This is a genomic window from Pseudomonas sp. 10B238 (genome assembly GCF_000970615.1).
GTDB lineage: Bacteria > Pseudomonadota > Gammaproteobacteria > Pseudomonadales > Pseudomonadaceae > Stutzerimonas.
In genome coordinates this window covers 420,502-443,255 of sequence record NZ_KQ033928.1, presented here as the reverse complement: position 1 = coordinate 443,255, position 22,754 = coordinate 420,502, and the positions used below count along the sequence as shown (strand labels likewise).

The window sequence follows — 22,754 nt, the reverse complement described above, 5'->3', positions numbered from 1 at the left end:
TCAGCTTCCAGCCTGTTTATTCCGTTCCTTCACGATCCCGGAAGCCAAGCAGGTAGAGAATCCCGTCCAGCCCCAGTGTCGAGATCGCCTGCTTGGCCGACTGTTTGACCAGTGGTTTGGCGCGAAAGGCGACACCCAACCCCGCCAATCCAAGCATCGGCAGGTCATTGGCGCCGTCGCCAACGGCGATGGTCTGCTCCAGCCTCAAGCCTTCCCGCTCAGCCAGCTCGCGGAGCAGATCGGCCTTGCGCTGTGCGTCGACAATGGGCTCCTGAGCGACACCGGTGAGCTTGCCATCGACAATCTCTAGCTCGTTGGCGTAGACGTAATCGATGCCCAGTCTGGCTTGCAGCTGTTTTGCAAAATAGGTGAAGCCACCTGACAGGATGGCTGTCTTGTAGCCGAGGCGTTTTAGCTCGGCGAAAAGCAGCTCAGCGCCTTCAGTGAGCCTGAGCCGGGCGCCCACCTCTGCCAATGCGCGCTCCTCTAGGCCTTCGAGCAATGCCAGGCGCTCCCGGAAGCTCGCGCGAAAGTCCAGCTCGCCGCGCATCGCACGTTCGGTGATCTCCGAAACCTGATCGCCAACGCCTGCCACCTTGGCCAACTCGTCGATGACTTCCGCCTCGATCAGCGTCGAGTCCATGTCGAACACCGCCAGCCGGCGATTGCGACGGAAAACCGAGTCACGCTGAAAAGCGATGTCGACGTTGAGCTCCTGCGCCACGCTGAGAAACTCAGCGCGCAGCGCTGCGGTATCGGCAGGCTCGCCGCGAACCGAAAACTCGATGCAACCCTTGCCCAGCTCTTCCGGCATGTCCAGTGGCTGGCGGCCCGAAAGACGGTCTATGTGGTCAATGTTCAGGCCGTACTTGGCGGTGATCGAGCTGACCCGCTGCAACTGCTCGGCAGTCACCTTACGGGTCAACAGGGTAACAATGTGCCGGGGCTTACCCTGCCCGGCCACCCACTGCTGGTAATCCGCCTCCGCGACGGGTGTGAAGCGCACCTGCTGGTCATGTTTGTAACCCATGAACAACACATCCTTGAGTACAGAAGAGGCACGTTCGGTATCAGGTATTTCCACCAGAATGCCGAACGACAGGGTGTCGTGGATCACGGCCTGACCGATATCCAGGATATTCACACCACCTTGAGCGAGTACGCCGGTGATTGCCGCGGTCAGCCCAGGGCGGTCTTCCCCGGTGATGTTAATCAGGACGATTTCGCGCAAGGCGTAGCTCCTATGCAAAGAAGACGGGCATTCTATATCAGCAGGACTGCAGCTGAACGCTGCAGCGACGCACCAGTCTCCAATCCACATTTGCTTTTGGCGCGTCTGCAATTCGTCTGCTTTGACCGAGCGACCTTTAGCCCCCACAGCGCTTTCCGTATACTGCGCGCCACTTTCCTAAAGAGTAGAGCCGCGCTCTGTGAACCGGCCCGCATCCGTCAAGCCCGACAATTTCTTCCTGCTGATCTATCGTGCATTGCGCCAGCGTCGTGTTCCGCTGGTTCTGCGGGTAGCCAGCCACACGCTACTGCTCGTCGCGCTGGCCTTGATCATCTACGCCTGGGTCATGGGCATGCAATTCAAGCATGCGATGGAGCAGCAGGCCGATGCCCTTGGCCAAAGCCTGATCACCCAGACGGCCGCCTCGGCGACGGATCTGCTGGTGGCCAACGATATCCTTAGCCTCAATGTCCTGCTGAGCAACCTGGTGAAGAACCCGCTGGTCGCGCACGCGGCGATCTATAGTGTCGACAACCGCGTGCTGGCGGAGTCGGGCACCCGCCCGCAGCGAAGTCTGCTGGGCGACGAGGAAGGCCTCTATTCCACTCCCATCAGTTTTCAGGAGGTGATAGCCGGACATCTGCGTATCAGCCTCGACATGCAGCAGTTCCAGCAGCCAATGACTATCAGCCTGCAAAGCATGGGGTTGCTCAGTCTTATCCTGCTAGCGCTAACCCTGACGCTCAGCATGCGCCTGGGCCGGCAGCTGTCCCTACCCCTGATGCAGTTGCGCCTGTGGTTGCGCGACCCCGATGACCCAGCGCCTGGCGCAGGCCGGCAAGATGAAATTGGTGAATTGGCGCGGCAGCTGCAGGCACGCCTGGTGCCAGAAAAGCCAGAGCCGGAAATCGAGCTGGACGACAGCATGCAGGATCTCTATTCGGCACATTTCGAGGTGCCTGCCCCGGCTGCGGTCAAAGAGTACGACCGTTCCGACGTGGATCTTCGGGACCATCTCGACGAATCGGCTGAGAGTCTGGCCACCGACGATCATGCTACCGATGAGTCATTCGACGACGACTTCGACGACGATCCTCCATTCGATGAGCCCAAACCGCAGCCTGCGCCTGCCCAAGCTCCGGCAACGATCATTCCCGCAGCCCCAGCCATTTCAGGCAAAAGTGGCGTGTTGGCGATTCAGCTCGGCGCCCAAGAGCAATTGCGCCGTCTGCCACGCGCGCGGCTTACCGAGCTCCTGCAGCGCTATAGTGACTGCCTGCAGCAGGCCGCGACCCTGTATCAGGCCGAACTGCATACGCTCAACGATGGCAGCAGCCTGATGCTGTTTCACAGCCAGGACGATGAACAGAACTACCTGACCCACGCGCTCTGCTGTGGCGAGCTGATGCGCGCGCTCGGGCACGCGTTGCAGATCGAAGTGGCCGATAGCGGTATCACGCTACAGCTGCAGCTTGGATTGACCCAGGGTGAAGGACTGTACGACCTTAGCCAGGGCGACCTTCTTCTGAGCGAGCCCGCGCAAGCAGCGCTGGCCATGTCACAGCACAGCCGCAACCTGCTATTGGTCGAAAAAGGGATTGGCGAAGACAGCCTGATTCGCCAGCGTGCACGTATCCGTCCCATTGCGAGCCCAGAAGGCGCCTGTTGCGTCGAGCGACTGCTCGAGCCTTACCCGTCACTATTGGAGCGTCAGCTCGCTCGCATGCATGAGCTGCGCAACCGCATCAGCTGACACCGGCAATCATATTTCGGGCCTGCCTCACTGCCCGTGAGTCCGTACCTCACAGCTGTAGTCGGCACCCGCGTTGCGTCGGCGGGACCGATTGCAGGCTAGCTCCAGCTGCCCAGTGACTCGAGGCAGCCGCGGTCAACGGACATGCAAGCTTCAGCGCAAATCGCTTAGAAGCGAAACACTTCCAGATCGGTCCTGATCGGTTCCACCGCCGGGATTGCCGGAGCGGCGGGCTTGCTCGGCGCTTTGTTGACGCTGTGTTTGGTGCGCGCCTTGGCCACCGTCATCGGCTCAACCGCGCCCGCCATCATCTCGCTAAGTCGTTGCAGGAGCAGGCTCTGCGCACGCACCTGATCGGTTGCGCTGCCTTGATGCGCCTCTTGCAAGCGAACCAGCCGGCTGCTCTTGCGCTTACCCTGCCCGTCCAACAGGCGCCACTGCGCCTCCAGCACAGCAGGATGCTGAGGGCCGGAGTCCAGGCGGGTGATCTCGAGTTCGATCTGTACCTCAGGGGTGAAGCCTTTGCTGCCAGGGCTCAGCTCCAGGCTCTGAGTCTTCAAGCGCGAGGCCAACTGGCGTAACAGCAGCTGACTGATGTCGCCTTGTAGACTTCCAGCCCAGCGCGCCTGCTGGCCGTCTGTGGCAAGGCTTCCGTCCGGAAGCCGCTGCAGCAAGGCATCGTGCTGCAGATAATCGGCCAGCTTGACAGGCCCTAGCAGAACTGCTGCGCCATCTGCCGCTTGCGCTGGCATTTCGACGTTGCCGTTGTCGAGTCGATACATTGGCACAGGCTGGGTGACACAGCCGGTCAGGCTGGCACAGGCAAGTAGCAAAACAGTTGTGAAGCGTTGCACGTTCATCTCTACCTTTGCACTGGACTTAGGCGACGCGTAAGGCGGCTGGCGCCTGTCCGCGCCGCTGCCATCGTTTACCGTCAGCCACCGTGCTGATTGTCTTTGGCTGGCGACGTGGTCGGCAATTACCGGCGCCGCCATGCAAAATCGAAGAAATCGGAAGGCCGCTATCTTCCGCGAAACGCCCAGCAGAAGCCAGCCTCTAGACTTCTCCGGCCAAGCAACTTACTCGACCAGCAGCGCGTCCACTCGCTGGAAGCCGCGCGGCAGCTTGTTGCCCCGCCGCCCGCGCTCGCCCTTATAGTGTTCCAGATCATCACTCTTCAGCGAAAGGGTACGCTTGCCAGCCTGCAAGACCAGCGTGCCCCCTTCCGGCAGCACAGCGAGATCTGTCAGATATTCCTCACGGCTGGCGACCCGATCACCCGGAATACCGATGATCTTGTTGCCTTTGCCCTTGCCCAGCTGTGGCAGGTCTCGAACCGGGAACACCAGCAGACGCCCTTCGGTCGTGACGGCGGCCAGCCAATCCTGATCGCGGCTTTTCAACGGCCGCGGCGCGACGACTCGCGCACCGGCCGGTAGCGACACCAGTGCCTTGCCTGCCTTGTTCTTAGCTTGCAGATCCTCACCCTTGACCACGAAACCATAGCCAGCATCCGACGCGATCACGTACAGCGACTCGTCATCCGGCAACAGGACGCATTCGAAACCGGCTCCGGGTGGCGGCGTCAGGCGGCCTGTCAACGGCTCGCCCTGGCCGCGCGCCGAGGGCAGCGAATGGGCCGGGAGCGAATAGCTGCGCCCGGTCGAGTCGATGAACACAGCGTACTGATTGGAACGGCCAGCTGCGGCGGCCTTGAAGCCATCACCCGCCTTGTACGACAGCCCGGTGGCGTCGATATCGTGGCCCTTGGCGCAGCGTGCCCAACCCTTCTCCGAGATCACCACGGTGACGGGCTCGGCGGGCAGCAGTTCATTTTCCGACAGCGCGCGGGCTTCGGCGCGCGCCACAATGGGCGAGCGACGGTCATCGCCGTAGGTCTCGGCGTCGGCGATCAGTTCCTTGCGCACCAGCTTTTTCAGCTTGGCTTCGCTGCCGAGCAGTGCCAGCAGCTTCTCGCGCTCCTTGGCCAACTCGTCCTGCTCGCCGCGGATCTTCATTTCCTCCAGCCTAGCCAACTGGCGCAGGCGGGTGTCGAGGATGTAGTCGGCCTGTAGCTCGGACAGTTCGAAGCGTGCCATCAAGACAGGCTTGGGCTGATCCTCGGTCCGGATGATGTGGATCACCTCGTCGAGGTTGAGAAAGGCGACCAGCAAACCTTCCAACAGATGCAAGCGCCGTTCGACCTTGTCCAGGCGGAACTGCAGGCGACGGCGCACGGTGCCGATGCGATAGGTCAGCCACTCACTGAGCAGCACCTTGAGATTTTTCACCTGCGGTCGGCCATCGAGCCCGATGACGTTGGTGTTGACCCGGTAGCTGGATTCAAGCTCGGTGGTGGCGAACAAATGCTGCATCAGCTCGTCGGCATCGACCCGATTGGAGCGTGGGATGATGACGATCCGGCACGGGTTCTCGTGATCCGATTCATCGCGCAGGTCGGCCACCATCGGCAGCTTCTTCGCCTGCATCTGTGCGGCAATCTGCTCTAGCACCTTGGAGCCGGACACCTGATGCGGCAGCGAGGTGACCACGATATCGCCGTCCTCGACGCGATAAACCGCTCGCATGCGCACCGAACCGCGGCCGGTTTCGTAAATTTTCAACAGGTCAGCACGCGGCGTGATGATCTCCGCCTCGGTCGGGTAGTCCGGCCCCTGCACATGTTCGCAGAGCTCTTCGATGGTGGTCTTCGGATCATCCAGCAAACGCACGCAAGCGGTGGCCACTTCGCGCAGGTTGTGCGGCGGTACGTCCGTCGCCATGCCGACTGCGATTCCGGTGGTGCCATTGAGCAGTAGGTTGGGCAGACGCGCAGGTAAGGTTGCCGGCTCGTTTAGGGTGCCGTCGAAGTTAGGCACCCACTCCACGGTCCCCTGCCCGAGCTCGGCCAGCAACACTTCGGCGTAGCGGGACAGCCGTGCTTCGGTGTAACGCATCGCGGCAAACGACTTGGGATCGTCCGGCGCGCCCCAGTTACCCTGACCGTCGACCAGCGTGTAGCGATAGCTGAACGGCTGGGCCATCAGCACCATGGCCTCATAGCAGGCCGAGTCACCGTGAGGGTGGAATTTGCCGAGCACGTCACCCACAGTACGCGCCGACTTCTTGTGCTTCGAATCGGCGTTCAGCCCCAGCTCGCTCATCGCATAGATGATGCGCCGCTGCACCGGCTTGAGCCCGTCACCGATATGAGGCAGTGCGCGATCCATGATCACGTACATCGAATAATTCAGGTAGGCCTGCTCGGTGAAGTCGGCAAGGGAGCGACGCTCCACGCCGTCCAGGCTCAGGTCGATAGTTTCACTCATGGTCGATCCGTGGCGTGTTGGCGCAGCACCAGGGTGCCGGCGCGCTGGGTGAATTCGAGTTGTTTCAGGGCGCTCATGCCGAGCAATATCTGCTCACCGCCAAAGCCGGGCGCCACAATGGCACGTACATCGTGCAGCTGGATGTCGCCAAGGGCCAGGCTGTCCAGCACGGTGCGGTAACCAGTGGTCTGCCCATTGGCGGTCTGCAGCATCACCGGAGCACCGCGAGGCAGGCCGAGGCGGTCGCCCACTTTGGCGGGAACTGCAACATCGGTGGCGCCGGTATCCAATAGAAAGGTCACTGTCTCGCCATTGATTCGGCCATCGGCCACAAAATGCCCCTGCAGGTTGCTATCCAGGTGTACCTCGATCCGTTCGCCTTGGATAACCGACACCGGCTCGCGATTGGGGTTGAAACGGCTCTGCTCCCAATCAGAGAAAAACTGCGTGGCCAGAAACAGCCCCGCCCCCCACGCCAGGACCAGCATGATGCGCCCGGCACGACGCCCGGCAGGCTGGCTCACTGCTTGGCACTCCATCCACCCTTGGGCGCGGCAAAGCGCCAGACGACGGGACGCTTTTCGCCATCTGCACGGGTAAGCTCATTGTTGTCGATCCCGACCCATACACCTTCCGCATCGACCCAGAGCGCTTCGGCATTGCCATACGGGGTATCGTAGCGGCGCGGTTCAGCCATCGCCGTGTCCGCGTAGGACCAGCATGCCTCACGCTCCCCGTTTTCCAACTTGCGGCGACAGATCTGATGCGCCACTGGCTCGAGCGTGAACAATTTATCGCTATGAAACGTGAGCCCGGAAAAACGCCGCGGCTGGGTGGCTTTATTCATCGCGGGCGGGGTTGAATCGCGTCCGCCGCCGACCATCAGTACGCAACCACCGGTACAGCGCCAGCTGTTCTGATTGCGATGGGTCACCATCAGACCTCGGCGACTGTGCTCTGCCGCCAGCCACAGCCGATCGGCGCCAGGATCGACCGTCACGCCTTCGAACATGGCGTTGAACTTGAGCAGCATTCCGCTGGCCCGCGCTTGGCGCACCACCGCAACAGGCAAGCTGAGCCACTCGGCAGTGCCTGCCGGGCTGACCCGCAGCACCGCCGCATGCGCTTCGCTGACCAGGTAACGATTGCCCAGGCTGTCGCAGCTCAGGCCTTCGAAATCCATCTCTCCACCGCGCAACATGCCAGTGAAGGCGGAGCGCACACGTACGCCCCACGACAGCCCGGTATTCGGCACGGGAGGCAACTCAAAACGCTCGGCCTCGGCCCGCCAGACGGTATCGCTAGCATCGAGGCGGTACAGCACATTGTCCTCTCGGTCCGATACCGCCCAGAGCGCATCACCGCACCAAGCCAGCCCGGAGAGATTACCCGCAGCGATCCCTTCGACGGGATGCTCGCTGACCATTGTCAGTTCGGGTGCGGCGGCGGCCGAAAACGGCACTGCCAGCGCGACCAGCAGCGCCATCCAGCGAGCACTCAAAGCAGCACCTCCGCAAGATTGCCCTTGGACTCCAGCCAGCTTTTGCGGTCACCTGCGCGCTTCTTGGCCAACAGCATGTCCATGATTTCGCGCGTGCCGTCGAAATCATCCAGCGTCAACTGCACCAGCCGGCGGGTGTTAGGGTCCATGGTGGTTTCTCGCAGCTGAGGCGGGTTCATCTCACCCAAACCCTTGAAGCGCGTTACCTGCGGCTTGCCGCGGCGCTTTTCCGCCAGCAGGCGATCCAGGATGCCGTCACGCTCGGCTTCGTCGAGCGCATAAAAAATATCCTTGCCGAGATCGATGCGGTACAGCGGCGGCATGGCCACATAGACATGACCAGCATCCACTAGCGGGCGGAAATGACGAACGAATAGCGCGCAGAGCAGCGTAGCGATATGCAGACCGTCCGAGTCAGCATCAGCGAGGATGCAAATCTTGCCGTAGCGCAGCTGGGAGATGTCCGCCGCGCCCGGATCGACCCCGATGGCCACGGCGATGTCGTGCACCTCCTGACTGGCCAGCACCTCACCGCCGTCGACCTCCCAGGTATTCAGGATCTTGCCGCGCAACGGCATGATTGCCTGAAACTCCTTGTCGCGCGCCTGCTTGGCGGAACCGCCGGCGGAATCACCCTCGACTAGGAACAACTCGGAGCGCGCCGGATCCTGCCCGGCACAGTCGGCCAGTTTGCCGGGCAGTGCCGGTCCCTGGGTGACACGCTTGCGCTCGACCTTCTTGCTTGCCTTGAGCCGTCGTCCGGCGTTACTGATAGCCAGCTCGGCCAGCTGCAAGCCCAGCTCGGGATGGGCGTTGAGCCAGAGACTGAAGGCATCCTTGACCACGCCAGAAACAAACGCAGCGGCCTCGCGCGACGACAGACGTTCTTTGGTCTGACCAGAAAACTGCGGCTCCTGCATCTTCGTCGAGAGCACGAATGCGATCCGCTCCCAGACGTCCTCTGGCGCGAGCTTGACGCCGCGCGGCAGAAGATTTCGAAACTCGCAGAATTCGCGCATGGCATCCAGCAGCCCCTGGCGCAGGCCGTTGACGTGGGTGCCGCCTTGCGCGGTGGGGATCAGGTTGACGTAGCTTTCCTGGACACTGTCACCGCCTTCCGGTAGCCACAGCAAGGCCCAGTCGACTGCCTCCTTGCTGCCAGCCAGACTGCCGCAGAAGGGCTCGTCAGGTAACCGAGCGAACTCGCTGACGGCGTCGACGAGATACGAGCGCAGGCCGTCTTCGTAGTGCCATTCGGTCTTCTCACCGGTGCTCTTATCCTCGAAGCTGACATTCAGTCCCGGACAAAGCACGGCCTTGGCCTTGAGCACATGCTTGAGCCGGCTGATGGAAAACTTCGGCGAGTCGAAATACTTGGGATCGGCCCAGAAATGCACGCTGGTGCCGGTGTTGCGCTTGCCAACGGTTCCGATGATGTCCAGCTCACTGGCCTTGAAGCCATCGGCGAACGCCATGCGGTACTCGCTGCCCTCACGCTTGACGGTCACCTCGACACGGGTCGACAACGCGTTAACCACAGAAATACCGACGCCGTGCAAACCGCCGGAAAACTGATAGTTCTTGTTCGAGAACTTGCCGCCGGCGTGCAGCTTGGTGAGGATCAGTTCGACACCCGAAACCCCCTCTTCCGGATGGATGTCCACCGGCATGCCACGACCATCGTCGATCACCTGTAGCGAATTATCCTGGTGCAGAATCACCTGGACCGAGCTGGCGTGGCCCGCCAAGGCTTCATCGACACTGTTGTCGATGACTTCCTGGGCGAGGTGGTTGGGCCTCGAGGTGTCGGTGTACATGCCTGGTCGCTTGCGCACCGGATCCAGGCCGGAGAGGACTTCAATGGCTTCGGCGGTATAAGACATGTGCGTCTCGTGATGTCCTTATAGATCGGAAAAATCGACGCCTGCAAACAGCACCGGATCGAAGCCGGCAAACGCCAGCAAGGCAGGAAGCCGCTCAGAGAATCCCTGGAAACCGTGATCACCGCCGGCCTGGATGCGCACGGCACAGCCCCTATAGAAATCGGCCGCATGGCGGTAATCCAGCGTCTCGTCGCCTGTCTGCAACCAGACCTGATAGCGTTCGGCATCTTGCGGCGACGGCACTTCCAGCTCAGCTAGCGCCGTGACATGGTCTTCAGTCAGCTCCCAGACCTCACCGCTATAGAGGTTGGTCTGAGGCCCGAGATAGCCATCGAAACGGCAATGAGGCGTCACGGCCGGATTGATCAGCAGGGCCTTCAGCCCGTAGCGTTCGGCGAGATGGGTTGCATAGTATCCGCCGAGGGAGCTGCCGACCAGCAGTGGCCGCCCCAACTCGGCGATGGCCTTCTCGAGCTGCGCAATCGCCTGACGGGGGTGATGATGCAGCGCCGGCACCTGCAGCGAGGCGGTCAGGCCCAGGCGACTCAGCGCCGCCGTCAACTGGCTGGCCTTCTGCGACAGCGGTGAACTGTTGAGGCCATGCATATAGAGAATGGTGGGCTGGTCGCGGGTCATGCTGATTCGCTGGGCTGACAAAGGATGGGAAGGCTACTAGGCGAGCCGCGCAAGCTGCAAGCTGCAAGCTGCAAGCTGCCAGGGAAGCGGGAGACCGCCCGGGAAACAAATGAGTATGGTGTTAAGTCACCGCCAAATGCCTTAGGGCTTTGAACTATCAATACCCTTTGACGCTGTAGTCGACTACGAAGTCGGTGCCGACCACTCGCGAGACACCTGTCTCGAGCTTGCCGTCGGCATACAGCCGCAGCCAGCGGTATCCTGGTGCGAGTGTATCTACCTGAAAGTCCTCGCTGCCGGGCGTGAACTGCACCCCTGTCGACGGGGTGGCTAGCAAGCGCACGCCACGACGCTCGCTATCGAATGCTTGGTGAATATGCCCCCAGAGCAACGCTTTGACGCAGCTGAAACGGTCCAGCACGTCGAACAGCGCCTCACGGTTGTGCAACCCGATGCTGTCCATCCAGCGACTGCCAATCGAAACGGGGTGATGATGCAGGCAGACCAGGTGAGGCCGTTCCGGTGACTGCTGCAGGGTTCGCTCCAGCAAGTCCAACTGATCCTCACGCAGCATGCCGAAGACCGCGCCCGGCACCAGCGTATCGAGCATCACGACCCGCCATGCACCGATATCAAGCACAGGCATCATCATTTCGCTGCCACGGACGGCCTCTTGCATCGAGGTCAATTCATCATGGTTGCCCGGGCACCAGCGCACCGGCGCATCGATACGCTCGGACAACTGGCGAAACCGCTTATAGGAAGCAAGTGAGCCGTCCTGAGAGAGATCACCTGTCGCCAACATCAGGTCGATACGAGGCTGCTCTTCGAGAACCAGATCGACGACACGCTGCAGACTCTCAGCCGTATCCATGCCCAACAGCTTGCCGCCTGATTCGGCGAACACGTGGCTATCGGTCAGTTGTACGAGCAATACCGAGTCGTTTTCAACAGTGAGCGGCGCAGCAGCCAAGACCCGTCTCCTTTGGCGAAATCGCGTAAGAATTATGGTGGCTGGGAGTTGCAGGGGTAAACCGCGCGATGCGGGCATGCATCACAGAACCGCTTGGGAGCATCATCGATGCATAGCACAACGCCAGCATCCATTCAGACGCGCACTGCTTCGCTTAAAGCACAGACTCCAGCTCATGGCCACAGGCCAGGCAGTGGCCGAGCCATTCCCCAAGGAACAGATTGAGCTGATTCTTCTCGTCAGGCTGATGCATCTGCGCGTTGGGATAGCTGTAAATGCCGCGGAAACGCCGAGCATTCTCGGCGCCGATCACCTCAGCCATACGCGCATCGTGATAGACCCGCACGTCCATCTGCGGCACTGGTAACCAAGGTAGACAGTCTTGCTGACTGATGTGGACGGTAGTGGTGTAGGGGCAGCTCTCGGTCACTGTCAACACCAGCACGCCAAGCAGCCGGTCGCCCTGACTCATGGCGATCCGACGTGTATCCGGGTGGTTGCGCATCGCAGGCAGCAAGCGCATCAGACGCATGTAGTTCGCCTCGCAGGCTGCCTGCAACTCCAACAGGTCGACGCGGTATCGCTCGCGGGTTCGCCTCATATCCACGCCTCCCTGATCTCGCCGCGGTTCAAGGCCAGCCACTGCAGGGCAATGATCGTAGCCGCGTTATCAATCCGGCCGTCGCGCAGCGCCTCCAATGCATTATCAAGAGACCACACAGCGGCACGGATATCTTCCCCCTCTTCTTCCAGCCCGAATACACCGCCCGCACCGACACTGCTGCAGCGGCCAACGTAGAGATGGATGCGCTCGGTGCTGCCCCCTGGGGACGGATAGTAAACAGACACCGGCCAAAGCTCGCCGAGTTCCAGGCCTGCTTCCTCGATCGACTCTCGGCGCGCCACCTCTTCAGGCTGCTCGTCTTTATCAATTAGGCCGGCAACCGTTTCCACCAGCCAGGGGTTGTCTCCATGGGCCATGGCGCCGACACGAAACTGCTCGACCAGTACCACCTCGTCGCGTTGCGGATCGTAAGGCAGTACGCAGACTGCATCGTGCCTCACGAACAGCTCGCGCTCGATCTCCGCGCCCATGCCGCCTCGGAACAGACGATGGCGAAGACGAAGCCGGTCAAGATTGTAGAACCCACTGAAGCAGCGCTCGCGCTGGATGATCTCGACATCGTCGGCGCCGGCTTTGAAAATATCGTTCATGAACAACTCACATATCGGTTTATTCAAGCACCTGCCGGTACCAGAAAAAGGCTGCAACCGTCACAGCGTGAGCGGTCTTTCTGCTGCCATCGTAGCGCGCCGTTTGCTCAAACGCAGCCCTTAGCAGACCATTCGCACGCCGGAAGATGCCCAGCTGGCGATTCTCGAACTTCGCTCCACTCATGCACTCGAACCCGCACTGAAACCGCCGCAGGAGCCAATCCATTGATGCCAATCCGTAATGCCATCGTGTTAATAGCATTCAGCCTGCTCATTGGAGGCTGCCAACACTTCGGTGGCGAGCCGCCTGTGGAGGTTCGACAGATTCTCAGCGAGCAACGTCCAGCCGGCTGTCCTGCACAAGACGATAGCTGCCCATTGGTGAACATAGATACTCAGCTGTTTGAAAACGAGCCCGCACTGAACGCGCTGATCGACCAGCGGTTGCGCGAGATGACGGTAGTCAGCCCGGATGCTCAGGTCCCGGCGTCACTCGAGGGCTATCAACAGACCTTCCTGCAAGATGCGGAACCCGGCTGGAGCAGCTACCTTCAAGCCAAACTGCGTGAACAACATGCGCCGCTACTGGTGGTAGAGCTGTCCAGCTATATCCACACCGGCGGCGCTCACGGAATGCCCGGACGCGGCTTCATTAATTACGACCGAGGGCAGGACCGTGAGCTGAAGCTCGCCGATGTTGTACTGCCCGGAAAGGAAGGTGCTTTCTGGCGCGTCGCAGCGAAGGCGCACCAGCAATGGCTGCGAGCCAACGAGCACGACGGCGCTTTCAGCAACCAATGGCCGTTTCAGCAGACATCAAACGTCGCGTTCCTGCGCGACAAGGTCTTGCTCAAATACGACGTTTACAGCATCGCACCGTATTCGAGCGGCCACCCTGAACTGGAGATCCCTTACGAGGAGCTCAGCGGGATACTGAAACCGGCGTTCCTACCGTAGTCCTTGCAAAGCGGCTCAATATCAGCAGCAGCCCGCCGGAGAGGAACAGCGCCGGCAGGCTGGCGCCAACCTCGGGCCAGGCATTTGCCAACAAATGGTAGACAGCCGCACCGCAGCCCCACGCCAACAACGTCTCCCAGCGCAACATCGTGCCCGCCATTTGCAGCCGGCCACGCCTCCTGAGCAGGTAGTGATCCACCAGCACGACACCAAACAGTGGGGCGAATACCGAGCCGATCAGCAGCAGGAAGTTCTGGTATTCCGCCAGTGGTGCGAACCAGGCGATCAAGGTGCACAGCGCACCGATGACCAAAGCCAGCCGCTCGACCTTGAACGGCAGCAGTATGCCAACCGAGACTGCTGCCGAATGGATATCGGCAAAAGCATTCTCGGACTCGTCCAGCAGGATCAGCAGCAGCGGGATGCCAAGTCCGGCACCCGCCAGCGCCAACAACAGCGCGTTCACTTCGCCGCTGTCGGCAAAGGCCAGGGTATAGGCGACACCGAGGCTCATCAGCCAGACGTTGCCTCCGAAGAAGCCCAGCACCGTACCGCCGAAAACACGCCGCGCCGCCTTGCCGAAGCGCGAGTAGTCTGCGATCAGCGGCAACCAGGACAACGGCATGGCGATGGCGATATCGAAGCCCAGCGCGAAGGGCAGCGATCCGTCGCCCTGACGTGCCCATAGAGCCCGGAGATCGGCCTTATCGAACAGGTTCCAGGTCAGCCAGACGCAGGCGCCGAGCAGCAGCCAGATGCCCCACTTGCGCAAGATCCGACGGACGAAAGTCAGCGGGCCCGTGATCGCCAGCAGCGTCGCCAGCGCACCGAAGAACAACGTCCAGAGCGCTGGGCTGACCCATCCACTTTGCTCGCCAAACGCACGCGTAGCCAGCAAGCTCGCCGCGTCGCGCATGATAATGATCTCGAAGGCGCCCCAGCCGACCAGCTGGACCAGATTCAACAGCGCCGGCAACACCGCGCCGCGGTCGCCCAGCGTGCGCTTCAGATTCGCCATTGACGACAATCCGGTGTCGCTGCCTATCACCGCGACCGCACCGAGCAGTATCACGCCAACTGCGGTGCCGCTGACGATGGCTAGCAAGGCACCGCTCATGCCCAGACCCGGCGCCAGCAAGGCGCCAAGCTGCAATACCATCAGGCCGACGCCGAGGGAAAACCACAGGGAGAACAGATCACGTCCACCGAAGACACGGTGCTCAGCGGCGATCATCTGATGCGGGGAATAACGTCCTGGAATGTTCACATTGTTATCTCAGAGAAACCGGTTGCCCGGCACAACCGTGAGCACGAGTGTTTCGCCTCACGGAAGGAACATCAGCAGCGACCTGAAGAAAGGATAACGCCGAAGGCTTATCCGCCTTAAACGAAATGTCCCGATTGGCCGCCGAATCATTTCGACAGAAGTGGCTGGTCGACGCGTGGAAAAGGCTCCGCCGTTTTCCACCCTACAGTCGGGCCACGCAGCTGCCCCTGGCTGTTTCGTAGGGTGGATCACGCTTCATCGATCCACCAAACGGCGGAACGGTGGATGTAAAAAAGCGACATCCACCCTACGACGTAGTGGCCGACCCGGCCGCTACACCTGCTTGTAGATCACCGACCCCTCATCTTTGAAGCGCGAGGATTGTTCTTTAAAGCCCGCCTCGATCGCTTTTTGTTCATCGGTCAGCCCGTTCTGCGCGGCGTACTCCCGGACTTCCTGAGTGATTTTCATCGAGCAGAACTTCGGCCCGCACATGGAGCAGAAATGCGCGACCTTGGCCGAATCCTTCGGCAAAGTCTCGTCGTGGTAACTGCGGGCGGTGTCCGGGTCCAGGCCGAGGTTGAACTGGTCTTCCCAGCGGAATTCGAAGCGTGCCTTGGACAGAGCGTTGTCGCGGATCTGTGCGCCCGGATGCCCCTTGGCGAGGTCCGCAGCATGCGCCGCGATCTTGTAGGTGATGATCCCGGTCTTGACGTCATCCTTGTTCGGCAGGCCCAGGTGCTCCTTCGGCGTGACGTAGCAGAGCATGGCGCAACCAAACCAGCCGATCATGGCCGCACCGATACCGCTGGTGATGTGGTCGTAACCAGGCGCGATGTCGGTGGTCAGCGGGCCGAGGGTATAGAACGGCGCCTCGTCGCAGCACTCAAGCTGCTTGTCCATGTTCTCCTTGATCAACTGCATCGGCACGTGGCCGGGGCCTTCGATCATGCATTGCACGTCATGCTTCCAGGCGATCTTGGTCAGCTCGCCGAGGGTTTCCAGCTCGCCGAACTGGGCTGCATCGTTGGCATCGGCGATGGAGCCCGGGCGCAGGCCATCGCCCAGCGAGAAGCTGACGTCGTAGGCCTTCATGATTTCGCAGATTTCCTCGAAGTGGGTGTAGAGGAAATTCTCCTGGTGATGCGCCAGGCACCACTTGGCCATGATCGAGCCGCCACGGCTGACGATGCCGGTGACGCGTTTGGCCGTCAGCGGCACATAGCGCAGCAGCACGCCAGCGTGGATGGTGAAGTAGTCCACGCCCTGCTCAGCCTGCTCGATCAGCGTGTCGCGGAACAGCTCCCAGGTCAGGTCTTCGGCAACGCCGTTGACCTTTTCCAGCGCCTGGTAGATCGGCACGGTACCGATCGGCACCGGCGAGTTGCGGATGATCCACTCGCGGGTTTCATGGATGTGCTTGCCGGTGGACAGGTCCATTACCGTGTCCGAGCCCCAGCGAATGCCCCAGGTCAGCTTGGCGACTTCTTCTTCGATCGAAGACCCCAGCGCCGAGTTGCCAATGTTGCCGTTGATCTTCACCAGGAAGTTGCGGCCGATGATCATCGGCTCGAGCTCGGTATGGTTAATGTTCGCCGGAATGATGGCGCGGCCGCGTGCCACTTCGTCACGCACGAATTCGGCAGTGATTTCCTTCGGGATCGACGCACCAAAACTCTGCCCGCCGTGCTGCTCGGTGAGCAGGCCGGCCGCGCGCGCTTCCTGCAGCTTCAGGTTTTCGCGAATGGCCACGTATTCCATTTCGGGCGTGATGATGCCCTGACGCGCGTAGTGCATCTGGCTGACGTTCTTGCCCGGCTTGGCGCGGCGCGGGTTACGTACGTGAGCGAAGCGCATCTTGGTCAGCTCGGCATCGGCCAGGCGCTGCTGGCCGAAGTGCGAGGTCAGGCCATCGAGCAGCTCAGTGTCGGCACGGTCGTCAATCCAGGCCGAGCGCACATCGGCCAGGCCTTTGCGCACGTCGATGGTCACGCTCGGATCGGTGTAGGGGCCGGAGGTGTCATAGACCAGAACCGGCGCGTTGATCTCGCCGCCGAAGTCGGTCGGCGTCACGTCGAGACTGATCTCACGCATCGGCACGCGGATGTCCGGGCGGGAGCCTTGGACGTAGATTTTCTGCGAACGCGGGAAAGGCTGGATCGATCCCTGATCGACTTGGGCGGATTCACTCAGGTTTTGTTGTTCTGCACGCATCAGGCTAGCTCCTCGAAAGTTGTCGGAGCGAACCTGAAAAACACGGCGGGAAAAGGGCATCGGGGCGCGCCGGGACTGGCGCCGAGAGAGCTGGCCGAAAGACTGGCGAGCACATCTTGTTCCCTACGCAGGCCTTAACCTGATCAGGTTCAACGGGATCCGGAACTTTCCGATCTCAGCCTTCGCTTCAAGGCACCCCGACAAGAACGGGCCGAGTCTAATCAAGAGTGGCTGGGAATACCATGCCGATGGCAGCCGCCACGACCGCCGGGTCATATCCATCCCCGCCCCCTGATGCTTGATCGCCTCCAACAAGGGCCCGACCACCCTGCTCAAGCGCCTTGACCGTCTGCATGCCCGCGCATAGCCTTGCCCATCACTTCGCTTCAGGGAAAGACGCACATGCTGCGCAGACTCACGTTGGCACTCGCCGTGACCGTCGCCTCGTCCGGGCTGACTTGGGCCGAGACAGCCCCTCCACTTTCCGCCCGGACCGACCTGGTTAGCGTCTACCGACAGGCGGTTGAAAACAACGCCGACCTCGCGGCGGCACGGGCCCAATTCAAGGCGATCCAGGAAGTCGTGCCGCAAGCCCGTGCTGGCCTGCTACCGAACCTCAGCGGCGGTGCGGAGCTCAGCAATACCCGCACCGATGTCGATACGTCCATGGGTTCGCGCTCACTGTCACGCAGCGGCACTGTCTATCAGGCGACCCTCAGCCAGCCGATTTTTCGACCTGAACGCTGGTTCCAATTACAGGCGGCCGAAGCCATCAGCGAACAGGCAGCGCTGGAGTACTCGATCGCCGAACAGGACTTGATTCGCCTCACGGCGCAAGCTTACTTCGCCGTGTTACGTGCCCAAGACAATCTGGCCGCAGCCAAGGCCGAAGAGTCGGCCTTTCAACGCCAGCTCGACCAGGCTGACGAGCGCTTCGAAGTTGGTTTGTCCGATCGTACCGATGTGCTCGAAGCTCAGGCGGGTTTCGATACAGCGCGCGCCAACCGACTGCTTACACAACGGCAAGTGGACGATGCGTTCCAGGCGCTGTTCACCCTGACCAACCGTGAGTATCTAGCACTGGAAGGCATCGAGCACAGTTTGCCGGTGCTGCCGCCCATCCCCAATGACGCCAGCGCTTGGGTCAACACCGCCACGCAGCAGAACCTCGACCTGTTGGCCAGTAATCAGGCCGTCAACGCTGCCGAGGAAACGCTGCGCCAACGCCGTTCTGGGCATGCGCCGACCCTCGACGCCGTGGCGCGCTACAGTAAGGGCGACAACGACAGCCTCGGTTTCACCAACACGGGTAGCGAAGCGGTGACTGGCATCCCCCGCTACACCGGCGACGTCGAGCAACGCAGCATCGGCTTGCAGCTAAACATCCCGCTATACAGCGGCGGGCTGATCAGCTCCCAGCGCCGCGAAGCCTTCCACCAGCTGACCCAGACCGAGCAACAGCGTGAAAGCTTGCGTCGTCAGGTGGTCGAAACCACACGCAACCTTTATCGGGCGGTCAATACCGATGTGGAACAGGTGCAGGCACGGCGGCAGTCGATCGTTTCCAACCAGAGCGCCCTGGAGGCGACCGATATCGGCTACCAGGTCGGCACCCGCAACATTGTCGATGTGCTCGACACGCAGCGCCGCCTGTTCGCTTCGGTGCGCGACTACAACAATGCCCGCTACGACTACATCATCGACAGTCTGCGCCTGAAACAGGCGGCCGGAACGCTCAACCCCGGCGACCTGGAAGATCTGCAGCGTTATCTGAAAACCGACTACGACCCGGACACTGACTTCCTGCCGCCAGATCTGTCCGAGAATTTCGCCCGCCCGGTGCGCATCGAGTAGTTAGCATCGTCGGTCGGGCTACCGCTACGTTCAGCCGGAAGAAATTCCAAGGATCGTCAGGCCCGCAACGGGCCTGGCGGAACACCACTTTTCCGCGGCAGGTTTCGGCCGCCGGGAGCGTTCGCAAACAGGCTGATACCCGGCTAACCGAGTAAAGCCCCAATCCCCTGCAGCAAACGGCCCAGCGCGCCCTGATTGTTCTTCAGCACTGTCAAGCCTGCGCTGCGCGCTTGCTCGGCGCGCGCGGGATCGACCCAGAATGCCTCTACTGTAGATGCCAGCTCAGGTGCACTGCCGACTTCGGCAAGCGCACCGGCATCGCGTAGCTGCGCGGCGATATCGAGGAAGTTGAACAGGTGCGGTCCCGTCAGCACAGGTTTGCCCAATGCGGCAGGCTCTAACAGGTTATGCCCGCCGGTCGGCACCAGGCTGCCGCCAACAAAAGCGACATCGGCGAGTGCAAACAGAAACAGCAGTTCACCCATGGTGTCGCCAAGCACCACTTGTGTACCGGACTGCGGCGGTTCCGCTAGCGATCGACGAACCGTAGCGAAGCCCTGTTTTCGGCACAGCTCATACACCGAGCCGAAGCGCTCCGGGTGGCGCGGCACCAGAATCAGCAACGCGTCAGGGTGCTCTGCTAATAGGATGCGATGGGCAGCCAGCAGAATTTCATCCTCCCCCGCGTGCGTACTGGCGCCAATCCAGATCGGCCGGGATACGGCGCCCCATTGCGTACGGAGCTGAGCGGCGCGCTCAAGCAGCGCCGGGTCGATGCTCAGGTCAAACTTGATCGAGCCAGTGACCTGCACGCTGGTCTCACGGGCACCGAGCTGTCGAAAGCGCACGGCCTCGGCTTCGGTCTGCGCCGCAATCAGGCTCAGCTCGGCCAGCATCGGCGCGGTCAGCCGGACGAAGCGTGCATAGCCGCGTGCCGAGCGCTCGGAGAGCCGAGCATTGGCCAGCGTCACCGGGATGCCGCGACGCGTGCACTGGTGAATGTGGTTGGGCCATAACTCGGTTTCCATCACGACCGCCAGCTTCGGCCGCAGACGCTCGAGAAAGCGCGATGCCGCCCATGGCAGATCGTAGGGCAGATAGCAGTGCTGCACGGTGTCGCCAAACAACGCCTTGATGCGCTCTGAGCCAGTCGGCGTCATGCAGGTCACGGTGATCGGCAGCAGTGGATAGCGCTCCTTGAGCGCCCGAATCATCGGCGCCGCAGCAATGCTTTCGCCGACCGACACCGCATGCACCCAGATGCCACCCGGCTGAAACTCCGGCAACCCGACAGCGAAGCGCTCGCCGATGCGCGTTCGATAAGCCGGCGCTCGACGGGCGCGCCAGAACAAACGAACCACGATCAGTGGCAACGCGAGATGAAACAGCAGGGTATAGAGGGCACGATTCATGGGCGCGGAGCTTAGCAAAGGGGCGAATGCAACGGCCACAGCGAAGCGCGAAGCGAAATCCGCTATCGTTGCGCAGAACTTGCCCGTTCCGCGGGAGCCGAATGAACGCAGCGCAGACCGGCACTGCCCGCAACCGGAGACCGTATGACTGGCTATTTCTATCTCGCCATCGCTATCACCGCCGAAGTGATTGCCACCACGTCCATGAAGTCGCTGGCGGGCTTCAGTCGCCCGCTGCCGCTGTTCCTGGTGATCGCGGGCTACAGCCTGTCGTTCTGGATGCTTGCCCTGGTGGTCAAGACCATCCCGGTGGGAATCGCCTACGCCATCTGGGCCGGCCTGGGCATCGTCCTGGTAAGCATCGCAGCGGCTGTCATCTACCAGCAGAAGCTCGACCTTCCGGCAGTGCTCGGCATGGCGCTGATCGTGGCTGGCGTCGTGGTGATTCAGCTGTTTTCCGGCAGCACGGGACATTAGCCAGATCGGCTGAAGCCGACAGGTGAGCGGTTATACTGCGCGCCTGATTTCTCTATGAGGCCCGCCCATGTCCGATTCACTCAGCACCGATGTTTTGATCGTTGGCGGCGGAGTCGCCGGCCTGTGGCTGAACGCACGCCTGCGCCGGCTGGGCTATTCGACACTGTTGGTGGACAAAGGCGTGCTCGGCGGCGGGCAGAGCGTCAAGTCACAAGGCATCATCCACGGCGGGACCAAGTACGCACTGAGCGGCGCGCTGACCGGTGCATCCGAAGCCATCGCCGATATGCCGCGACGCTGGCGCGAGGCACTTGCCGGCAACGGAGAACTGGACCTTTCCGGCGTACGCCTGCTCTCCGACGCGCATTATCTGTGGTCTCCAGGCACGCTGACCGGCAACCTCACCAGCTTCTTTGCCAGCAAAGCCGTCCGCTCACGCGTTGGTCAGGTCAAGGGGAGCGAACTGCCACCAGCGCTGCAGGATTCTCGCTTCAAAGGCAAGGTTTACCGCCTTAGCGAGCTGGTGCTGGATGTCCCAAGCCTGATCCAGCGACTCGCTGAATTATCTGGCCCGGGTCTGCTGAAAGCCGAACGAATCGAGCCACTACGGGAAAACGGCGAACTGACGGGGCTAGTCGTCGACGGCCGAACAATCCGCGCTCAACGCATCGTGCTGACGGCCGGCGCGGGCAATGCCGACTTGCTGAATGCCTTGGGTCTCGCCCAGCCGGCGATGCAAAAGCGTCCGTTGCACATGGTCATCGTCAAGGCGCCTACATTGAAGCCGCTTTACGCACACTGCCTTGGCGGCGGCTCCAAACCTCGCATCACTGTCACCAGCCACCCGGCTGAAGACGGTGAATGGGTGTGGTACCTGGGCGGCGATCTGGCCGAAGCGGGCGGGGTGGCGCGCGATGAGGCGGCACAGATTGCGGCTGCGAAGAAAGAACTGGCCGAGCTGGTGCCTTGGATCGATCTCTCTGCAGCGAAATGGGCAACGCTGCGCATCGATCGAGCTGAGCCGGCGCAATCCGCACTGGCGAGACCGGACAACGCCTTTCTCGCGGAACAGGGCCGTCTGCTGGTTGGCTGGCCGACCAAACTGGCATTGTCGCCGGATTTCGCTGATCGCGTCGAAGGCGCATTGGTCCGAGACGGCATTCAACCGCAACCGCTGGCGCCACTGCCTGAACTGCCCCGCCCTGCGATCACCCGGCCATTCTGGGAAGGTTTGGTCTGATGGAAACGACCCTCCATCACCTGCATCGCCCGCTCGGCAGTACCGGCCTGAATGTATCGCCACTGGGCCTGGGCACCGTCAAGCTGGGTCGTGACCAGGGCGTGAAGTACCCCAACGGCTTTCGTATTCCCGACGACTCGCAGGCGCGACAACTGCTCGCTCTAGCACGCGATCTCGGGATCAACCTGATCGACACCGCGCCCGCCTACGGGGTCAGTGAGCAACGCCTGGGCCCGCTGCTGCAAGGCCAGCGCGACCATTGGGTGGTGGTCAGCAAGGTCGGCGAGGAATTCGCCGACGGTCGTTCGCATTTCGATTTCTCACCAGCCCATACCCGCTTTTCCGTCGAGCGCAGCCTAAAGCGGCTGAAAACCGACCGTATCGACCTTGTACTGGTGCACTCGGACGGGCGCGACCTGGAAATTCTGCAGGACAGTGGCGTTTACGAAACGCTCGCGGAGCTCAAGCGCGAGGGCAAGATCCTCGGCTTCGGCCTGTCGGGCAAGACTGTGGAGGGCGGATTACTCGCCCTTGAGCATGGCGACTGTGCGATGGTCACCTACAACCTCAACGAGCAGGCCGAGCGGCCGCTGCTCGACTACGCTCAGGCACACGCCAAGGGCATCCTGGTCAAGAAGGCGCTCGCCAGCGGCCATGTTTGCGTGACGCCAGACGAGGACCCCGTACGGCTCAGCTTCGAGTTGCTGTTCAGCCACCCCGGCGTTGGCGCCGCCATCGTTGGCACCATCAACCCGCAACACTTGTCAGATAACGTGCGTACCGCCGCAGCCGTTATATCCCAACAACAATAA

19 protein-coding genes and 1 riboswitch are annotated in these 22,754 nt (G+C 61.6%); of the genes, 6 read left to right on the top strand and 13 right to left on the bottom strand.

What is annotated here, in order from left to right:
- Nucleotides 1-16 precede the first annotated feature (16 nt).
- Entirely contained in the window at nt 17-1,231 is a 1,215-nt protein-coding gene (gene serB, locus RT21_RS04240) for a phosphoserine phosphatase SerB (protein ID WP_019340011.1), read from the bottom strand.
- 199 nt (nt 1,232-1,430) lie between these two features.
- On the opposite strand from serB, the gene RT21_RS04235 reads away from it, so the two are divergent.
- Nucleotides 1,431-2,984, top strand: a complete 1,554-nt coding sequence (locus tag RT21_RS04235) for an AhpA/YtjB family protein (RefSeq protein WP_046161753.1) — start codon at nt 1,431-1,433, stop codon at nt 2,982-2,984.
- A 167-nt stretch (nt 2,985-3,151) separates the two neighbouring features.
- On the opposite strand, the gene RT21_RS04230 is transcribed toward RT21_RS04235, so the two are convergent.
- The 9 genes from RT21_RS04230 to RT21_RS04190 form a co-directional block, all read right to left on the bottom strand.
- Nucleotides 3,152-3,844 carry a PqiC family protein gene (locus tag RT21_RS04230; RefSeq protein WP_046161752.1) on the bottom strand — a complete coding sequence of 231 codons (693 nt, stop codon included), beginning with the start codon at nt 3,842-3,844 and terminating at the stop codon, nt 3,152-3,154.
- 219 nt (nt 3,845-4,063) lie between these two features.
- Nucleotides 4,064-6,313, bottom strand: coding sequence for a DNA topoisomerase IV subunit A (gene parC / locus RT21_RS04225; RefSeq protein WP_046161751.1), 2,250 nt, complete (start codon nt 6,311-6,313; stop codon nt 4,064-4,066).
- Nucleotides 6,310-6,837, bottom strand: a complete 528-nt coding sequence (locus RT21_RS04220) for a retropepsin-like aspartic protease family protein (RefSeq protein ID WP_046161750.1) — start codon at nt 6,835-6,837, stop codon at nt 6,310-6,312. The genes parC and RT21_RS04220 overlap by 4 nt, the downstream gene beginning before the upstream one ends.
- Nucleotides 6,834-7,814, bottom strand: a complete 981-nt coding sequence (locus tag RT21_RS04215) for an esterase-like activity of phytase family protein (RefSeq protein ID WP_101152948.1) — start codon at nt 7,812-7,814, stop codon at nt 6,834-6,836. Before RT21_RS04215 ends, RT21_RS04220 begins: the two co-directional genes overlap by 4 nt.
- The gene (gene parE, locus RT21_RS04210; protein WP_046161748.1) at nt 7,811-9,697 is read right to left on the bottom strand and encodes a DNA topoisomerase IV subunit B; all 1,887 of its coding nucleotides are present in this window, start codon (nt 9,695-9,697) and stop codon (nt 7,811-7,813) included. The genes RT21_RS04215 and parE overlap by 4 nt, the downstream gene beginning before the upstream one ends.
- 18 nt (nt 9,698-9,715) lie before the next feature.
- Entirely contained in the window at nt 9,716-10,333 is a 618-nt protein-coding gene (locus tag RT21_RS04205; RefSeq protein WP_046161747.1) for a YqiA/YcfP family alpha/beta fold hydrolase, read from the bottom strand.
- Nucleotides 10,334-10,490: 157 nt separating this feature from the next.
- A complete protein-coding gene (gene cpdA, locus RT21_RS04200; protein ID WP_046161746.1) occupies nt 10,491-11,306 on the bottom strand; it encodes a 3',5'-cyclic-AMP phosphodiesterase in 816 nt (271 codons plus the stop codon).
- A gap of 154 nt (nt 11,307-11,460) precedes the next feature.
- Nucleotides 11,461-11,907: a DUF1249 domain-containing protein gene (locus RT21_RS04195; protein WP_046161745.1), complete on the bottom strand. Its 447-nt coding sequence runs from the start codon at nt 11,905-11,907 to the stop codon at nt 11,461-11,463.
- A complete protein-coding gene (locus tag RT21_RS04190) occupies nt 11,904-12,521 on the bottom strand; it encodes an NUDIX domain-containing protein (RefSeq protein WP_045423985.1) in 618 nt (205 codons plus the stop codon). Before RT21_RS04190 ends, RT21_RS04195 begins: the two co-directional genes overlap by 4 nt.
- Before the next feature lie 228 nt (nt 12,522-12,749).
- Between RT21_RS04190 and RT21_RS04180 the strand changes: the two genes are divergently transcribed.
- Nucleotides 12,750-13,478, top strand: a complete 729-nt coding sequence (locus RT21_RS04180; RefSeq protein ID WP_046161743.1) for an RsiV family protein — start codon at nt 12,750-12,752, stop codon at nt 13,476-13,478.
- On the opposite strand, the gene cytX is transcribed toward RT21_RS04180, so the two are convergent.
- Both cytX and thiC read right to left on the bottom strand, forming a co-directional pair.
- Nucleotides 13,444-14,712, bottom strand: a complete 1,269-nt coding sequence (gene cytX / locus RT21_RS04175) for a putative hydroxymethylpyrimidine transporter CytX (protein ID WP_371263599.1) — start codon at nt 14,710-14,712, stop codon at nt 13,444-13,446. The two genes, RT21_RS04180 and cytX, sit on opposite strands and share 35 nt — an antisense overlap.
- 366 nt (nt 14,713-15,078) lie before the next feature.
- Nucleotides 15,079-16,959, bottom strand: coding sequence for a phosphomethylpyrimidine synthase ThiC (thiC, locus tag RT21_RS04170; RefSeq protein ID WP_046161741.1), 1,881 nt, complete (start codon nt 16,957-16,959; stop codon nt 15,079-15,081).
- A gap of 103 nt (nt 16,960-17,062) precedes the next feature.
- A riboswitch (TPP riboswitch) is annotated at nt 17,063-17,169 on the bottom strand.
- 192 nt (nt 17,170-17,361) lie between these two features.
- Between thiC and RT21_RS04160 the strand changes: the two genes are divergently transcribed.
- A complete protein-coding gene (locus tag RT21_RS04160) occupies nt 17,362-18,813 on the top strand; it encodes a TolC family outer membrane protein (protein ID WP_046161739.1) in 1,452 nt (483 codons plus the stop codon).
- Between the two features lie 143 nt (nt 18,814-18,956).
- On the opposite strand, the gene waaA is transcribed toward RT21_RS04160, so the two are convergent.
- Nucleotides 18,957-20,225: a lipid IV(A) 3-deoxy-D-manno-octulosonic acid transferase gene (gene waaA / locus RT21_RS04155; RefSeq protein WP_046161738.1), complete on the bottom strand. Its 1,269-nt coding sequence runs from the start codon at nt 20,223-20,225 to the stop codon at nt 18,957-18,959.
- A 144-nt stretch (nt 20,226-20,369) separates the two neighbouring features.
- Between waaA and RT21_RS04150 the strand changes: the two genes are divergently transcribed.
- From RT21_RS04150 to RT21_RS04140, 3 genes are all read left to right on the top strand, one after another.
- Entirely contained in the window at nt 20,370-20,702 is a 333-nt protein-coding gene (locus tag RT21_RS04150; RefSeq protein WP_045423971.1) for a DMT family transporter, read from the top strand.
- A 67-nt stretch (nt 20,703-20,769) separates the two neighbouring features.
- The gene (locus tag RT21_RS04145) at nt 20,770-21,942 is read left to right on the top strand and encodes an NAD(P)/FAD-dependent oxidoreductase (RefSeq protein WP_046161737.1); all 1,173 of its coding nucleotides are present in this window, start codon (nt 20,770-20,772) and stop codon (nt 21,940-21,942) included.
- Complete coding sequence (locus RT21_RS04140) at nt 21,939-22,754, top strand: aldo/keto reductase (protein ID WP_177327053.1); 816 nt, start codon at nt 21,939-21,941, stop codon at nt 22,752-22,754. Before RT21_RS04145 ends, RT21_RS04140 begins: the two co-directional genes overlap by 4 nt.

Excerpts from the sequence above, each read along its gene's own strand:
- RT21_RS04205 (WP_046161747.1), bottom strand. The coding sequence starts at position 10,333 with ATGACCCGCGACCAGCCCACCATTCTCTATATGCATGGCCTCAACAGT.
- parE (WP_046161748.1), bottom strand. The coding sequence starts at position 9,697 with ATGTCTTATACCGCCGAAGCCATTGAAGTCCTCTCCGGCCTGGATCCG.
- cytX (WP_371263599.1), bottom strand. The coding sequence starts at position 14,712 with ATGATCGCCGCTGAGCACCGTGTCTTCGGTGGACGTGATCTGTTCTCC.
- thiC (WP_046161741.1), bottom strand. The coding sequence starts at position 16,959 with ATGCGTGCAGAACAACAAAACCTGAGTGAATCCGCCCAAGTCGATCAG.
- waaA (WP_046161738.1), bottom strand. The coding sequence starts at position 20,225 with ATGAATCGTGCCCTCTATACCCTGCTGTTTCATCTCGCGTTGCCACTG.
- RT21_RS04145 (WP_046161737.1), top strand. The coding sequence starts at position 20,770 with ATGTCCGATTCACTCAGCACCGATGTTTTGATCGTTGGCGGCGGAGTC.
- RT21_RS04150 (WP_045423971.1), top strand. The coding sequence starts at position 20,370 with ATGACTGGCTATTTCTATCTCGCCATCGCTATCACCGCCGAAGTGATT.
- RT21_RS04180 (WP_046161743.1), top strand. The coding sequence starts at position 12,750 with ATGCCAATCCGTAATGCCATCGTGTTAATAGCATTCAGCCTGCTCATT.
- parC (WP_046161751.1), bottom strand. The coding sequence starts at position 6,313 with ATGAGTGAAACTATCGACCTGAGCCTGGACGGCGTGGAGCGTCGCTCC.
- RT21_RS04160 (WP_046161739.1), top strand. The coding sequence starts at position 17,362 with ATGCTGCGCAGACTCACGTTGGCACTCGCCGTGACCGTCGCCTCGTCC.
- RT21_RS04190 (WP_045423985.1), bottom strand. The coding sequence starts at position 12,521 with ATGAACGATATTTTCAAAGCCGGCGCCGACGATGTCGAGATCATCCAG.
- RT21_RS04230 (WP_046161752.1), bottom strand. The coding sequence starts at position 3,844 with ATGAACGTGCAACGCTTCACAACTGTTTTGCTACTTGCCTGTGCCAGC.
- RT21_RS04195 (WP_046161745.1), bottom strand. The coding sequence starts at position 11,907 with ATGAGGCGAACCCGCGAGCGATACCGCGTCGACCTGTTGGAGTTGCAG.